15 protein-coding genes and 1 riboswitch are annotated in these 15114 nt (G+C 69.8%); of the genes, 7 read left to right on the top strand and 8 right to left on the bottom strand.

Annotated elements, in window-relative coordinates; all coding sequences use genetic code 11:
* The first annotated feature begins 3 nt into the window (after positions 1-3).
* A riboswitch (cobalamin riboswitch) is annotated at positions 4-136 on the top strand.
* Between the two features lie 89 nt (positions 137-225).
* From CLV67_RS42825 to fliQ, 4 genes are all read left to right on the top strand, one after another.
* A complete protein-coding gene (locus CLV67_RS42825) occupies positions 226-1152 on the top strand; it encodes an ABC transporter substrate-binding protein (protein ID WP_106329254.1) in 927 nt (308 codons plus the stop codon).
* A 353-nt stretch (positions 1153-1505) separates the two neighbouring features.
* Positions 1506-2561 (top strand): FecCD family ABC transporter permease, encoded by a 1056-nt coding sequence (locus tag CLV67_RS42815; protein WP_106329250.1) that lies wholly within the window; start codon positions 1506-1508, stop codon positions 2559-2561.
* A gap of 302 nt (positions 2562-2863) precedes the next feature.
* Positions 2864-3625: an ABC transporter ATP-binding protein gene (locus CLV67_RS42810; RefSeq protein ID WP_106329340.1), complete on the top strand. Its 762-nt coding sequence runs from the start codon at positions 2864-2866 to the stop codon at positions 3623-3625.
* 277 nt (positions 3626-3902) lie between these two features.
* Positions 3903-4172: a flagellar biosynthesis protein FliQ gene (gene fliQ / locus CLV67_RS42805; RefSeq protein WP_106329248.1), complete on the top strand. Its 270-nt coding sequence runs from the start codon at positions 3903-3905 to the stop codon at positions 4170-4172.
* 74 nt (positions 4173-4246) lie between these two features.
* Here fliQ and CLV67_RS42800 read toward each other — a convergent pair whose 3' ends face one another.
* The 6 genes from CLV67_RS42800 to CLV67_RS42775 form a co-directional block, all read right to left on the bottom strand.
* Positions 4247-5422 carry a S8 family peptidase gene (locus CLV67_RS42800; RefSeq protein ID WP_106329246.1) on the bottom strand — a complete coding sequence of 392 codons (1176 nt, stop codon included), beginning with the start codon at positions 5420-5422 and terminating at the stop codon, positions 4247-4249.
* 107 nt (positions 5423-5529) lie between these two features.
* Complete coding sequence (locus CLV67_RS42795) at positions 5530-6291, bottom strand: VOC family protein (RefSeq protein WP_106329244.1); 762 nt, start codon at positions 6289-6291, stop codon at positions 5530-5532.
* A 48-nt stretch (positions 6292-6339) separates the two neighbouring features.
* Positions 6340-7083: an ABC transporter permease gene (locus CLV67_RS42790; protein ID WP_106329242.1), complete on the bottom strand. Its 744-nt coding sequence runs from the start codon at positions 7081-7083 to the stop codon at positions 6340-6342.
* Positions 7083-7973: an ABC transporter ATP-binding protein gene (locus tag CLV67_RS42785; RefSeq protein WP_106329240.1), complete on the bottom strand. Its 891-nt coding sequence runs from the start codon at positions 7971-7973 to the stop codon at positions 7083-7085. Before CLV67_RS42785 ends, CLV67_RS42790 begins: the two co-directional genes overlap by 1 nt.
* A complete protein-coding gene (locus CLV67_RS42780) occupies positions 7970-8296 on the bottom strand; it encodes a winged helix-turn-helix domain-containing protein (protein ID WP_106329238.1) in 327 nt (108 codons plus the stop codon). The genes CLV67_RS42785 and CLV67_RS42780 overlap by 4 nt, the downstream gene beginning before the upstream one ends.
* Positions 8293-8925 carry a transporter gene (locus CLV67_RS42775; RefSeq protein ID WP_106329236.1) on the bottom strand — a complete coding sequence of 211 codons (633 nt, stop codon included), beginning with the start codon at positions 8923-8925 and terminating at the stop codon, positions 8293-8295. The genes CLV67_RS42780 and CLV67_RS42775 overlap by 4 nt, the downstream gene beginning before the upstream one ends.
* Positions 8926-8987: 62 nt before the next feature.
* Between CLV67_RS42775 and CLV67_RS42770 the strand changes: the two genes are divergently transcribed.
* From CLV67_RS42770 to CLV67_RS42760, 3 genes are all read left to right on the top strand, one after another.
* Entirely contained in the window at positions 8988-9440 is a 453-nt protein-coding gene (locus CLV67_RS42770) for a GNAT family N-acetyltransferase (RefSeq protein ID WP_106329234.1), read from the top strand.
* A gap of 165 nt (positions 9441-9605) precedes the next feature.
* Positions 9606-11168 carry a ZZ-type zinc finger protein gene (locus CLV67_RS42765; RefSeq protein ID WP_106329232.1) on the top strand — a complete coding sequence of 521 codons (1563 nt, stop codon included), beginning with the start codon at positions 9606-9608 and terminating at the stop codon, positions 11166-11168.
* A 61-nt stretch (positions 11169-11229) separates the two neighbouring features.
* Positions 11230-12219 (top strand): IS481 family transposase, encoded by a 990-nt coding sequence (locus tag CLV67_RS42760; RefSeq protein WP_106329230.1) that lies wholly within the window; start codon positions 11230-11232, stop codon positions 12217-12219.
* Here the strand turns inward: CLV67_RS42760 and CLV67_RS42755 are convergent.
* Together CLV67_RS42755 and CLV67_RS42750 are read right to left on the bottom strand one after the other, a co-directional pair.
* Positions 12118-13074 (bottom strand): LLM class flavin-dependent oxidoreductase, encoded by a 957-nt coding sequence (locus tag CLV67_RS42755; RefSeq protein WP_106329228.1) that lies wholly within the window; start codon positions 13072-13074, stop codon positions 12118-12120. The genes CLV67_RS42760 and CLV67_RS42755 overlap by 102 nt on opposite strands.
* Positions 13074-15086: a HelD family protein gene (locus tag CLV67_RS42750; protein WP_106329226.1), complete on the bottom strand. Its 2013-nt coding sequence runs from the start codon at positions 15084-15086 to the stop codon at positions 13074-13076. Before CLV67_RS42750 ends, CLV67_RS42755 begins: the two co-directional genes overlap by 1 nt.
* Positions 15087-15114 lie beyond the last annotated feature (28 nt).

The raw sequence follows: 15114 nt of genomic DNA, 5'->3' as shown, positions 1-15114 counted from the left end.
GCGGCCACTGAGGTCGGTGTGGGTTAGCGTTTCAGTGACCGCGCCACAGCGAATCCGGTGAGAAACCGGAGCTGTCCCGCAACTGTGATCCCTCCTGACAGAGGTCTAGCCAGGTCGCCTGGACGCGGTCGCGATCAAGCGCTCTCGGGGAGGGGCGCCTCGCGGGCGGCGGCCAGCGTGGTCCCTGTCGGCGAAGCACCACAAGCCCGGCCGACAGGAGGACCGATGAAACGTCTGCTCACCACCGCTATAGCGGCCACCGCACTGTTCCTCACCGGGTGTGCGGGCGACGATCCGCAACCGACCGTCACCAGCGCCGCCTCCGGTGCGGCCTCGGCGTTCCCGGTCACGGTCGGGTCGGTTACCCTCGCCGCCCGGCCGGAGAAGATCGTCTCGCTGAGCCCGACCGCCACCGAGATGCTCTTCGCGATCGGGGCCGGCCCGCAGGTCACGGCGGTCGACGACCAGTCGAACCACCCGGCTGAGGCGCCGAAGACGGACCTGTCCGGTTTCAAGCCGAACGTCGAGGCGATCGCTGCCAAGGACCCCGATCTGGTCGTGGTCTCGGCCGACACCGACGGTCTTGTCGCGCAGCTCGGCAAGCTGGCGATCCCGGTGTTCGTGTCGCCGGCCGCGCCGACTCTCGACAAGACCTACGAGGAGATCACCGACCTCGGCGCGCTCACCGGCCACCCGGCCGAGGCCACCGCGCTCAACACCAGGATGGCCACCGAGATCGACGCGATCGTCAAGTCGGTCCCGGCCCGGAGCAAGCCGCTGAGCTACTACTACGAGCTCAGCCCGGACCTCTACTCGGCGACGTCGAAGACCTTCATCGGCTCGGTCTTCGACCTCTTCGGCATGACGAACGTGGCCGACTCCGCCGACCCGGACGGCAAGCTCGGCGGCTACCCGCAGATGTCCCAGGAGGCGCTGGTGAAGGCCAACCCCGACACGGTCTTTCTGGCCGACGCGAAGTGCTGCCAGCAGTCTCCCGAGACAGTGAAGGCCCGGGCCGGCTGGTCGTCGGTCACCGCCGTCACGAAGGGTCAGATCTACGCCCTCGACGACGACATCGCCTCGCGCTGGGGCCCCCGCACCGTCGACCTGGTGAAGTCGGTCGCCGACGCGGTGGCCAAGGTCCCCGCGTGACCGACCGCGCCACGGCGAGCGGGCCCGGCTCCGGGGTCCCGCGGTGAGTGGGGCTGGGCCGGCTCTGGGGAGCTTGCGTTGAGTGGGGTCAGGTCCGGTTCCGGGGGTTCCGCGCTGAGGGGGGTCAGGTCCGGCTCCGGGGAGCTTGCGTTGAGTGCGGTCAGGTCCGGCTCCGGGATTCTTGCGGAGCGCGGGGTCAGGTCCGGCTCCGGGATTCTTGCGGAGCGCGGGGTCAGGTCCGGCTTCGGGGAGCCCGCGGCGAGCGCGGCCGGTTCCAGGTTGCCTGCGCTGAGCCGGGCCGGGGCCAGGTCGGGGGACCCGGCCGTCAACGGGACCGGGTTCGGGGTCCTGCCGTGAGTCCGGGCCGGCCCGCCGGGCTGCGCCCGGGGTGGCTGGCCGCGGGGGTTGTCACGGTTCTGGTCGCGATGGTCTTCGGGTTGGCCTTCGGGACGGTCTCTCTGCCGCCCGGTGGTGTCGCGATGGAGATGATCAACCTTCTTCCCGAGGTGCAGGTGGACAGCGGCCTCAGCGACCGTGAGGTTGCGATCCTCACGGAGCTCAGGCTGCCGCGCGTGGTTCTCGGGCTCCTGGTCGGCGGCATGCTGGCGCTGGCCGGTGCCGCCTATCAAGGGGCGTTCCGCAACCCGCTGGCAGACCCACACCTGATCGGGGTCGCCAGCGGGGCCGGGCTGGGTGTGACCGTCGCGATCGTCCTGGGCGCCGGAGCGGGCGAAGGTATGACCGGATTGCCGGTCGGAGTGCCGGCGGCGGCGTTCGTCGGCGCGGTCGGTGCGGTGGCGCTGACCTGGGTGCTGGGTGCGGCCGGAGGTAGGAACCGATCACCGGCGACGCTGATCCTGGCCGGGGTGGCGGTGTCGGCGTTCCTGTCGGCTGCCCAGACGTTCCTGCTGCAGCGTCACGTCGAGTCGCTGCGTGAGGTCTACTCCTGGTTACTGGGGCGGCTCTCCACGGCCGGCTGGCACGACGTGCGGATGATCCTGCCGTACGCGGTGATCACCGGCGCGATCGTCCTGGCACAGCGTCGGGAACTGGACGTCCTGACCGTCGGCGACGCCGAGGCCACCAGTTTGGGCCTGCATCCGCAGCGCAGCCGTTACCTGCTGATTCTCGCGGCATCACTGGGTACGGCGGCCGCGGTCAGCGTCTCCGGTCTGATCGGGTTCGTCGGCCTGATAGTGCCGCACACACTGCGGCTCGTGGTCGGTCCGGGCAACCGTGCTCTGCTGCCGTTGTCCGTGCTGTTCGGGGCCGCCTTCCTGGCCCTGACCGACCTGCTGGCCCGCACCGCGGGCGGCGACGCGGAGATTCCGATCGGTGTGATCACCGCTTTCCTGGGTGCGCCGTTCTTCGTGCTGCTACTTCGCACGAGCAAGACGGAGCCGACATGACCGGACAACCGGCACCGGGCGGCCCGTGGGGCCTAGGCGGAGAACCGGTCCGGGGCGGACCGGCTGACACGGGCGGGAGGTGGGCCGCGGGCGGAGGACCGGTTTCGGGCGGACCGGCTGACACGGGCGGGAGGTGGGCCGCGGGCGGAGGACCGGTTTCGGGCGGACCGGCCGACACGGGCGGGAGGTGGGCCGCGGGCGGAGGACCGGTTTCGGGCGGACCGGCCGGCTCGCCCGCCGCTGCCGCGCCGACGGTCGGGGGGCCTGGCTCGGGCGGGCGTGGAAACACTGGGCGGGCCGCTATAGCGGTTGAAGGGCTGACCGTGCGGTTGGACGGGACGCTCATCGTCGACGGTGTGGATCTCGATGTGGCCGAAGGCGAGTGGGTCACGGTGATCGGGCCCAACGGGGCCGGGAAGTCGACGGCGCTGCGGGCCATAGGTGGGCTGCTGCCGTTCGGCGGGACGGTTCGGTGGCACGGCCGGGTCATCGGGGAGTTGCATCGGCGGGAGCGCGCCAAAGCGGTGGCCACGGTTCTGCAGTCGCCGGTGGTGCCGCCTGCCATGCGCGTCTTCGACTATGTGTTGCTGGGGCGTACCCCGTACATCCCGCCGTTGGGTCGTGAATCGGCCGCAGACCTGGCGGCGGCCGACGAAGCCATCGCCGCGCTGGACCTCGTGCCGTTTGCCGGGCGTCGCCTGGACACGCTCTCCGGGGGTGAGCGGCAGCGGGTCTTCCTTGCCCGGGCGCTCGCCCAGGGCGCCGGGATCCTGCTGCTGGACGAACCGACCAGTGCCCTGGACATCGGCCACCAGCAGGAGGTGCTGGAGCTCGTCGACCGGCTGCGCGCCGAGCGTGGGCTGACCGTGCTCGCCACCATGCACGATCTGACCACGGCGGGGGAGTACGCCGACCGGATGGTGCTGCTCGCCGGAGGCCGGGTGGTCGCGGCCGGCACCCCTGCCGAGGTGCTGACCGAAGCCAACCTCGCCGAGCATTATCGGGTGAAAGTCCGAATCATCCCGGGTGATCACGGCCCGCTGGTCGTCGCGGTGCGCCACTGAACCGGATGCCGCTGAACCGGATGCCGCTGAACCGGATGCCACTGAGACGGAAGCCACTGAGACGGAAGCTGTGGGTGCAACCGGGTGCAACCGGGTGCGACCCGGAGCGACCCGGTGCGACCGCGACCGACCGCGACCCGGTGCGACCGCGACCGACCGCGGCCGGGTGCGACCGCCGCAGCGTCGACTTGAGAAAAGTTGGTCTGCGAACCGAACGGCAACCGTGCCGCGACCGGTCTGCACTCCGGGGATCCGCGGACGGCCCGAACTGATGGGCATGACGGACACGCTGGTTGTTGAGATCGCCCTGCAGGCCATGACCGTTGCCGCCAAGATGTCGGCTCCGGTGCTGCTCACCGCCCTCGCGGTCGGCTTCGCCATCTCCCTGTTCCAGTCGGTCACCCAGATCCAGGAGGCCACCCTCTCGTTCGTGCCGAAGGCGATTGCGATCGGCGCGGCACTGCTGCTCACCGGCAACTGGATGCTTCGCGAGATGATGACCTTCACCGTCGAGCTGTTCGAGAAGATCCCGAGCCTGCTCGCCTGACCTTTACGCAGCGCGATCAGAAACCGTCGAAAAAGGCCGCCCCGACCGGGGCGGCCTTTTCGGTGTCGAAGGGGTCAGAATGCGCCCGTGTAGAGCAGCCGGTTCGGCGAACCGGTGCCCCGGCTGGTGACCACGCCGGTGGTGGCGTTGTCGACGATCGCCGCGTTGACCGCGCTGACCGAGGCGCCCGGGTTGTCGGCCAGGTACAGCGCCGCAGCCCCGGCCACGTGCGGTGCCGCGAACGACGTGCCACTGCCGGTGTAGGTCGCGGTGTTGCTGGTCCGCCAGGCCGAGGTGATCGAGACCCCGGGTGCGAAGAGGTCGAGCACCGAACCGTAGTTGGACCACGAGGCCTTGGCGTCGGTGTTACCGGTCGCCCCGACGGTGAGGGCCTCGGTGACCCGGGCGGGGGAGCTGTTCGCCGCGTTCACGCCGGAGTTGCCGGCCGCGATGGTGTAAGGGACACCCGCCGCGATCGACCGCCGGACCGCCGCGTCCAGGGTGCTGCTGGCCCCGCCGCCGAGGCTCAGGTTGGCGACCGACCTGCCGGGCGTCGCGTTGGCGGTGACCCAGTCGATGCCGGCGATCACTCCGGCGGTGGTGCCGGACCCGCTGTTGTCGAGAACCCGGACACCGACGACATCGGCGCTCTTGGCGACGCCGTAGGTGTTACCGACCGCCACACCGGCCACGAACGTCCCGTGACCGTTGCCGTCCTGCGCGACGTTGTCACCGTCGACGGCGTCGTAACCGTACGAAGCACGCCCACCGAAGTCCTGGTGACCGACCGTGATGCCGGTGTCGATCACGTAAACGGTCACGCCACTGCTCGCGGTGTAGTTGTACGTGGTGTTGAGCGGAAGCGCGCGCTGGTCGATCCGGTCGAGTCCCCACGGCGCGCCGGTCTGCGTGGCGGCGATCCGGATGGTCTGGTCCGCTTCGACGGACGCGATCGCGGGGTCGGCCGCGAGCCGGGCCGCCTGCTTCGGGGTGAGCTTCGCTGTCCAGCCCTCGACGGCGCTGCCGAAGACCCGGGACACCGTCCCGCCGTAACGCTTGGTGACCTTGTCGGCTTTGACTCGGTCGGCCTCGCCGCTCTTGAGGACGACGACGTAGGAGCCACCGATCGCGGTGGCGCTTTCCGCGTAGTGGACCACGCCGGTCGCGGGATTCGCGAAGGCGGGCGTGCTCAGAGAGAGGGCGATGGTCGTGCCGACGAGGATCGCGGCACCTCGGGTGACGGGTCGCATAGGGGTTCCTCCAGGTTCCCGGCGTCGGGATTGGACGCCTGACGAGAACGCTAGGAAGAAACCGTCAATTGACGATCAACGATTCTTCACGATGCCGACAACGACTTCTATCGATGTTTGTGAAGGATTGAGAACGAGCCGCCCTGCGGATCGGTGATGACCGCGTAACGTCCGCCCGGAATCGTCGTCGAAGGATGGACGATCCGGCCGCCGATCCGGGTCGCGTGCTCGGCCGCCGCGTCACAGTTACCGACCGCGAAGTAGACCTGCCAGTGCGGCGGCAGATCGTCCGGCCAGCCGCTGCCGACCATCAGCTGAATGCCGGCGACCGGTGCGCCGTTGCGTTCACAGAACGCGTAGGGCAGGCCGCCGACCAGCGCTTCCCGAAACGTCCAGCCGAACACCGGACCGTAGAACGCCAGCGCGCCCGAGAGGTCCCGGGTGTTCAGCTCGTTCCAGGTCAGGGCGCCGGGGACGCCGTACGCCTCGGCGCCCCGCATCGTGCCGGCCTCCCAGACGCTGAACGGTGCCCCGGCCGGATCCAGGAACGCCGCCATCCGTCCCTGATCCGCCACGTCGAACGGTGGCACCAGCACCTTGCCCTGCGCCGCCTCGACCCGGGCGGCGACCGCGACGGCGTCGGCGGTCGCGATGTAGGTGCTCCACGCGGTCGGCTGGCCCTCGCCGAGGAGCGGCCCGGCCCCGGCCACCGGCAGCCCGTTCAGTAGGAACGTGGTGTAGCCGCCGAATTCGTCGCCGGAGATCTCGGCGGTCCAGCCGAACAGCGAGGTGTAGAAACGGATCGCGTCATCGAGGTCGGCGGTGGCCAGATCCACCCAGTTCGGCACGCCGGGCGATGGAACGGTCATGCATCGGATAGTGGCATTTCCATGCCTGCGCCCGCATGAAACTGTCGGTTAGCCGAAACGACGTCCCTCGTCCCGGCGATACGCCCAGACCGCAACGATTCCGAACAGGACGGTCCAGCCGAGCAGTGCCAGAGTCGCCTTGAGGTCGAACGGGAAGCCGTCGACCGTCACCCACCACATGAGACGGGCTGCGCCGCCGGTCGGCAGGAACGGCGCCAGCGTCTCGATGAAACCGGGTGCGCCACCGGGCGGTGTCAGCAGGCCGCCGCCGAACGCCAGCGGCAGGAACAGGATCTGCGCCACCACCAGCGCGGCTTTCTGCGGCAGCGAGTATCCGATCGACAACCCCATCAGGATGAACGGCACCGAGATCAGGGCGCACACCGCGATCGCCCCCACGAAGGCGGCCGGACTCACCGTGGCCTCGGTGAACAGCGCGGCGATCAGCACCACCGGGGCCAGCGAGAACACCATCATGAGCAGCCCGGTCAGGATGCGGCCGAGGAAACGCGGCGTCGCGCCGGCCGGCAGGGTGCGCACGTAGGGGTCCCACGGTTGCGCGCGGTCCTCGGAGACGCCGATGCCGTACTGGAAGAGGTTGGTGTTCATCACCGCGAAGGTGATCATCGAGACGGTCGCGAACGTGGAGGCCACCGGATCGTCACCGGCGAACGGCACCACGAACGCGAGCATCGACGCGGCCGGCCAGAACGCGCTGCCCACCACGGCGATCGGAATGCGGAAGAGCTCGAGGGTGGAGAACTTCGCGTGGGTCAGCGTGAGGGTCGTCATCACAGATCCTTTCCGGTCAACGAGCCGGTCAATGCGAGGAACGCCTCTTCCAGGGACGTGGGTCGGACCTCCAGGTCGCGGAACGGCACGTCACGGGCGATGAGTTCGCGAACCATCCGGTCCGCGTCGGGCGTGAGGAGGTGCAGGCGATCGCCCGCCTGCTCGAAGGACACCAACCCATCAAGATCAAAATCAGTCGGCTGTACGGGTGAAGTGATGCTCACCCGGCTGACTTTGATCAGGCCGCGCACGGCCGCGACGCTGTCGTCCGCCAGGACCCGGCCGTCGGCCAGCACCACCACGCGTTCCGCCAGCGCCTCGATCTCCTCCAGGTAGTGGCTGGTCAGCACCACGGTGCCGCCCTCGGCGTGGAACATGCGTACCGCCTCCCACAGGTCGCGACGGGCCTCCACGTCGAGTCCGGTCGTCGGCTCGTCCAGGAACACGATCTCGGGCCGGCCGGCGAACGCGAGTGCCACCGCGAGGCGGCGCTTCTGACCGCCGGAGAGGCCGCCCGTCTGTCGCTGGACCAGGTCACTCAGCCCGAACCGGTCCAGCAGCTCGGCGCGCGACAACGGGTCGGGGAAGTGTGAACGTACGAAATCAATGACCTCGCCGACGCGAAGCGAGGCGGGCAGACCCGTCTCCTGCGGTGTGACGCCCAGCGTGCGCCGGTTGCGTGGATCTCGCGGATCGCCGCCGCACAGCTCCACCCGGCCCGCGGTGGGGCGGCGGCCGCCGGTGAGCAGTGTGACCAGGGTGCTCTTGCCTGCCCCGTTCGGACCGAGCAGGCCGACCAGCTCGCCTCTCCGCACCTCCAGGCCGACTCCGTCGAGCGCGAGTTTCGAGCCGTAGCGCTTCGTGGCGCCCTCAGCGCGTGCGTGGATCATGACGTCTCCTCTCCTGGCTGGATCAGGGTGCGCAGTGCGTTGACGTACTCCTCGAAGGCGAATCGGCCGCGATTGGTGAGATGCACGAGGGTGGCGGGGGTCCGGCCGCGGTGGGTCTTGGTGACCTCGACATAGCCGGCCTCCTCGAGTTTGCGGAGGTGTACCGAGAGGTTCCCGGCGGTCATCCGCAGGATCTCCTGCAACCGCGGGAAGGCGATCCGGTCACCTCCGTCGAGCTGGGAGAGGGCCGCCACCACCCGCAGGCGCGCCTGTGCGTGGATGACCGGGTCGAGCTCCGGCAGATCGCCGTCGATGGCGGTCATCGGCGGCGCAGCCATCCGACGAGGCCAGCGACCAGCAGCCCGCCGCCACCGGCGACCGCCAGCACCAGCGCGTGCCACCCCGGTCCCCAGAGGACGCCGATCACGTTGACCACGCTGATCCAGGCGCCGAGCACGAACATGTCGCGCTCGACCCAGATCGCGCTGCCGGCCATGTAGAGGACGCCGACCAGGGCCACCATGCCGCCGCCCCAGAGCAGGCCGAGCAACGGCTCCGGCATGGAGTCGCTGACCCGTCCGAAGATGACCGCGAGGCTGGTGAATCCGGCCGACCAGGAGATCCCGTACATCAGCCCCTGCCGGCTGGACCGGCCGGCGATGTCTCGGCTGGAGCGTGCACCGACGATGCCGGTGAAGATGCCGGCCGCGATCAGCAGCGCGGTCAGGGCGGTCATGGGGACCCAGGCCGGCATGGCGACGAGGGTCCGGCCGTCGGGGCCGAAGCGCAGGAACGACAAGCCGAAACTGATCAGCCAGGTGAGTCCCCATGGCCAATACATCAGCCGGGGATCCGGTGTGACGTGCCGCATGGTGTTGCCCCGCTCGCGCTCGATCAGCCGGAGGGCGTCACCGGGATCTCCGAAGATCGATTCGTCATCCTTCGATGTCATGCCTCGACTTTACGGCGCAAAGTCAAAGAACTTTGTGCCACAAAGTTGACTAGGGTGTCGGCATGGGTGATTTGATCTTGCGAGCGGCGACGGATGGGGAGCTGTCCGCGATCCTGGAGTTCTGGCAGGTGGCGGCCGAGAACGAGAGCCGGCCGCCGGACACCCCGGAGGCCGTCGAGGCGCTGCTTTCGCGCGATCCCGAAGCGTTGATCCTCGCCGTCGACGGCGCCCGGATCGTGGGATCGATCATCGCTGGATGGGACGGGTGGCGCTGTCACCTCTACCGGCTCGCGGTCGCGCCGTGGCGTCGGCGCGAGGGTATCGGCGGTCTTCTGATCGACGCGGCCGAGCAACGGTTCCGGAGTTTCGGCGGCACCCGGGTCGACGCCATGGTCCTCGACGACAACCCGGCCGCTCACCGCATCTGGGCAGCTCACGGCTATCGTCGGCAGTCCGACTGGTCCCGCTGGGTGAAGCCCTTACCGGCGCCCGCTTCTTCCTCGCCGATCTTGTGAGGCTCCGGCGCGCCGGGCAAGGTCTGCGGCGTTTCCCGCCCCACGCCGATCTTGTGGGATTTTGGCTGCGCTGGACGCCGAACCTCTCAAGATCGGCAGCTTGGTGGCTCTGGTCGGTGATAACGGCTTTGCCGGGTGCGGATGCTTCGAGGATCATGCGTCGGCATGGGAGCCCGTGAGCTGCTGGAGGCTCTGGCACGCAATCCGGCATTGCCGGCCCCGATGGTCGACCGCCTGATCCTGTCGGCCGACCTGGATCTCGCCGACGAGCTGGCCGATCGGTCCGATCTGGACGGCGACCAGGTCCGTGAGCTGGCCCGGCGATCCGAATGGGCGGCGGCCCGGCTGGTCCGGGACGGCCGGCTCACCGCGGACCGGGTCGACCCGGTCGACCGGCCGAGCATCGCGCTGGCCCTGCTCGACGAAGGTCACGGGCTCGGGGACTGGGCCCATCTCTTCGCGGCCGACCCCGACCCAGCGCGCCGGGAGAAGCTTGCCGCCTGCCCCGGTCTGCCCGCCGAGGTGAACGTGCGGCTCGCCGCCGACCCGGACATGCGGGTGGTGACCGAACTCGCGATCTTCACGACCGACCGTGACCTGCTCACCAGCCTGGCCCGTCACCCGCACGCCGATGTCCGGTCCGGGGTCGCGGCGAACCCGGCCACCCCGCCGGAGGTGCTGGCGGCCCTGGTCGCGGTCCACTGGCGCGGGGCGGGCTCGCCGCCGGACACGTGTGACGTCTGTGAGCGCGAACCGATCCCGTTCGTCCACCACCCCGAGTGCCCGCGGCTCGACTGTGATCTGCCGCCCGGCGCGGCCTGCGACGGCACTCACGAATCGGTTATCCACAGCTTGCTCTACCGGGCTGTGGATAACCCGTCTACCCCCGCCAGTGCGGCCGCTGAACTGGTCGAACATCCGTCGATGATCGTTCGCTGGACCCTCGCGACCCGTCCCGACCTACCCGCGGAGGTGGCCGAGCGCCTTGCTGACGACCCGATTCCGGGGGTTCGCGCCGACCTGGCCGACAACCCGTCCTTGTCCGAGCACCTGATCCGCCGGCTCGCCGGGGACACCAGCCCGGACGTGCGGCGGCGGGTCACCCACAACCCGAACGTCCCGCTCGAACTGCTGACCCGGGCGTCCGGATCCGCCCTGCTCCCACGGATCGCCGTGGCCGGCCCGGACGAGGTCCGGCACCTCGCCACAAGCTCGGAACCGCAGCTCCGGGCACTGGTGGCGGAGCGCCGCGACCTGCCACCCGATGTCCGTGACCGGCTCGCCCGGGATCCGGACTCCAAGGTCGTCAAGGCCGTCGCGCCGCACCGGGGACTGTCCGAGGACCTGCTCCGCGAGATGGTGACCCGGCACGGCGTCCGGGTGATCGCGAAGGTCGCCACCAACCCGGACGCCTCACCGGCCCTGCTGCTCGACCTTGCCCGGCACGTGCCGCGGGTGCAGAAGGTGTTCCGCGAGATCGCCCGGCGCCCCGATGCTCCCGCCGCGGCCCTCGAACTCTGCCTGACCGACACGCAGGCCCGGTCGATCGCCGCCGCTCACCCGGCGCTGCCGGTGGACCGGATCGTCGAACTGCTCGGTGACGAGGACGACCGGGTGGCGGCTGCGGCAGCCATCAACCCGTCACTGCCGATGTCCGAAATGGATCGGCTTACCGGCCTAGTTGTTCTGCCCACGGACGTTGGTAACGCGGTGGAGTTCCGGAAATAGGTGAGGACCTCCGGGTGAGGTGGAGCTTGTCGAAGGTTCCGTTTCACCCGGGAGGTCCTCTATGCCACACGCTAACGCTCCACTGACCGAACGCGGCCGATTGCGGCTGGCCCGGTGCGTCGTGGACGACAAATGGCCGCTGCGCCGAGCGGCGGACCGGTTCCAGGTCAGTCCTACTACCGCGAAACGCTGGGCCGACCGATATCGGGCCGAGGGCGTAGCCGGGATGATTGACCGGTCGAGCCGGCCACACACCAGCCCGAACCGCACACCACGCCCGATCGAACGCCGGGTCCTGCACCTACGCCGCAGCAAACGCCTCGGACCCGTCCGCATCGGCTGGCGCCTGGGGCTGCCCGCCTCGACCTGCCATGCCGTCCTGCGCCGGGCCGGCGCCGCCCGCCTGTCCCACCTGGACCGGGCCACCGCCGAACCCATCCGCCGCTACGAACATCCGGCTCCCGGTGACCTGATCCACGTCGACATCAAGAAACTCGGCAACATCCCCGACGGCGGCGGCTGGCGAACCCAAGGACGTCACCAGGGAAAACTCAACCGCACCGCCACACCGTGGCACACCACCGACGCCCGGGGCGGCGCCCGGCTGGGCTACGCCTACCTGCACACCGCCCTGGACGACCACTCCCGGCTGGCCTACACCGAGATCCTGGCCGACGAGACCAAGGAAACCGCCGCCGGGTTCTGGCGGCGAGCCCATGCCTGGTTCGCCGGCCATGGCATCACCATCGTCCGGGTCCTGACCGACAACGGATCCTGCTACGTGTCGCGGCTGTGGCATCAGACCTGCACCCAGCTCGGCGTCCGGGTGAAAAAGACCCGCCCCTACCGGCCACAAACCAACGGCAAGGTCGAACGCTTCCACCGCACCCTGACCGAGGAATGGGCCTACGCAAAGCCCTACACCAGCGAAAATGCCCGCCGCAAAGCCCTACCCCGATTCCTGCACACCTACAATCACCATCGCCACCACACCGCCGTCAACGGCCCTCCCGCCAGCCGCGTTCCCAACCTCTCTGGGCAGAACACCTAGTGCCTTGAGCGCGGCCTGGGCCTGCCCGAGATGGTCGTCGCCGAACGGCCGCAGCACGATCGTGTCCGCGCCGCTCTCCTCCAGCGTCCGCACCTTGGCCGGGACCTCCGACGCCGGGCCGATCAGCCCGAACACCTCGTCCACGGGCACACCGAGGAACCCGGCCTGACCGGTCAGCGCTGTCGCCCGGATCGCGGCGGCCTTCGCCGCGTCGCCCTCGACGTGCAGGAACGCGAACGTGATGATCTCGTGGTCGTCACCCCCACCACCCCGGCGGATGTGTCCGAGCGACTCGGCGATCTGCGGTGGCTGAAGGCCCTCCACCAGGATCGTGCCGTCCGCGACCCGGCCGGAGAGCTCCAGCGAGCGCGGCTTCACCACACCCGTCACGATCGGCGGCACCACCCGCGGCGGGTGTACCAGCTTGATGCCCTCCAGCTGCACCTCACGGCCGTCGACATCGACCGTCTCCCCGTTGAGCAGATCGCGGATCGCGACGATGCTCTCCTCCAGCAGTGCCAGCGGAGACTTGGGCGCGTTGCCGATCCGGCGCATCCAGTCACCCACGCCGTGACCGATTCCGGCCACGATGCGACCGGGGTGCACGCGGGCCAGCGTGGCGATCTCCATGGCGTAGACCGCCGGACTGCGGAACGGGGCCGGGGCGATGCCGATGCCGACACGCAGGCGGGTGGTGGCGGCCAGGGCGAGCGCGGCGGCGCTGATGCCACCGTTCCAGCCGAGGTCCTCCACCACCCACAGGTCGTCGGCGCCGGCCGCCTCACACGCGGCGGCGAACTCCGGGAGCTCCTCGGGGGCGCGGTTACAGTCGAACATGACTCCGATTCGCGACATCACGCGAGACTAAGCGCCTCCGGCAGCGGCTTCGAGTGCAATACCGAAAGCCGGGTGACCGCGCGTGTCAGGACCACGTAGAGGCGGTTCAGGCCCTTCGGCTCGGCGTCGACGATGTCGGTCGGCTCGTGCACGATCACGTGGTCGTACTCCAAGCCCTTGACCAGCGTCGCCGGGACCACGGTGATCCGCGCCGGGTCGTCCACCTGATCCGGGGTCGAGTGCGCGAGACCGGCCGCGTCCAGGTGCGCGCGGAGCCGGTCCACCGCCGTGTCGGCCGCGATCACCGCGACCGAACCCTCGTGCGTCAACGCGGCGGTCACCTCGGTCAGCGTCCGCGCGTCCAGGTCGTCGGGGTCCGGCACGGCGATGACGGAGAGGTCACCGTCGCGGCGCAACGACACGGCCTCCGGCACGTTCACCCCGAGGGCCGGCAACAGGCGGTTGGCAAGAGCCACAACAGCCTCCGGTACGCGGAAACCGATGGTCAGCGGCACGACGGCGGCCTCCGGTTTGCCCAGATGCGCGAGGATGTCCCGCCAGTCGGTCGTCGCCCACGGGGCGGTGCCCTGCGCCAGGTCGCCGAGCAGCGTGATCGACCCGTGCTCGCTGCGCCGGGCGATCGCACGAGCCTGCATCGGTGACAGATCCTGCGCCTCGTCCACCACCACGTGACCGAAACTGGTCTCCCGCTCCAGGAGCCCGGCCGCCTCGTCGAGCAGCAGCAGATCGGCCACGCTGAACCGGGCCGACTTGACCGTCTTCGGCGGTTTCACCCAGCGGATCGCCTCGCGTTCCTCCTCGGTGAACACGTCACCGGCCAGCTCCGGCTCGGTCAGCAGGGCCACCACCAGCGACTCCGGGGTCACCGCCGGCCACGCGGCATCGAGGAACTCCGTCACCGGCGCGATCCGGCTCATCCTGCGCAGCCACGGGTCGCTCGGCGAGTTGCCGGTCCGGTACTCCGACTGGCGCTGCAGCAGGCCCACCACCCGGGCGCGGACCCGTTCCCGGCCCACCGAGTACGGCAGGCCCTCCCGCCGGGCCTCGTCGACGATCCGTCGCAGCGGTTCCACGTCGATGCGCCACCGGTACGAGCCGTCCGAGACCATGATCGGCTCGGTGGGCTTGCTGACCCGGTCCCACAGCATGCGGTGGAGCGCCTCTGCCATTCGTACGTCATGTTTGAGAGCCGTGGCCGCAAGCGGATCGCCTGCCTTGACCGGCGCCCGGCCGACCAGCTCGTCCACCGTGGACTGCAGCACCTCGACCTCGCCGAGCGTCGGCAGCACGGCCGAGATGTAGGAGAGGAACGCGGTGTTCGGACCGACGATCAGCACCTTCGACTTCCGCAGCCGTTCCCGGTGCAGATAGAGCAGGTAGGCGGCGCGGTGCAGGCCCACAGCGGTCTTACCGGTGCCCGGCGCGCCCTGCACGCAGATCGAATCGGCCAGGTCGGCGCGTACCAGCTCGTCCTGCTCCGGCTGGATCGTCGCGACGATGTCCCGCATCGGGCCGACGCGTGGGCGCTCGATCTCGGCGGTCAGGATGCGGCTGCTCGTGCCCAGCTCCTCACCGCGATCCAGGTGCTCGTCCTCGAAGCTGGTCAGCTCACCCTTGACGAACCCGAACCGGCGGCGTGTCGAGATGCCCTGCGGATCACGCACGCTGGCCCGGTAGAACGACCGGGACAGCGGTGCCCGCCAGTCCAGCACCATCGGCTCGCCGGCGTCGTCGGTGACGTGCCGGCGCCCGATGTGGTACGCCGCGTCCTCCTCGTCGATGTCGAGGCGGCCGAAGAAGAGCGGGGTGTCCGGGTCGTCGGCCAGTTCCTTGACCCGGCGGGCCATGTGCCGGCCCAGCTGCTCGGCGGTGTAGGAGTCGCCGGCGACCTTGTCACCGGTGGAGAAGAGGGCCTGGGCGCGGTCGCGCATCCGGCGCAGCGCTGCCCGTGAGCTCTCCAGGTGGGTGCGTTCGGTGGAGAGTTCGGTGTCGAGATCAGTGGTGGGCACAGGTCGTCCTCGAAAGTTGAACGAGCTG

Source organism: Actinoplanes italicus, from assembly GCF_003001815.1.
GTDB lineage: Bacteria > Actinomycetota > Actinomycetes > Mycobacteriales > Micromonosporaceae > Actinoplanes > Actinoplanes italicus.
The sequence above is the reverse complement of the archived record's forward strand: the minus strand, read 5'-3'. Positions and strand labels throughout refer to the sequence as shown.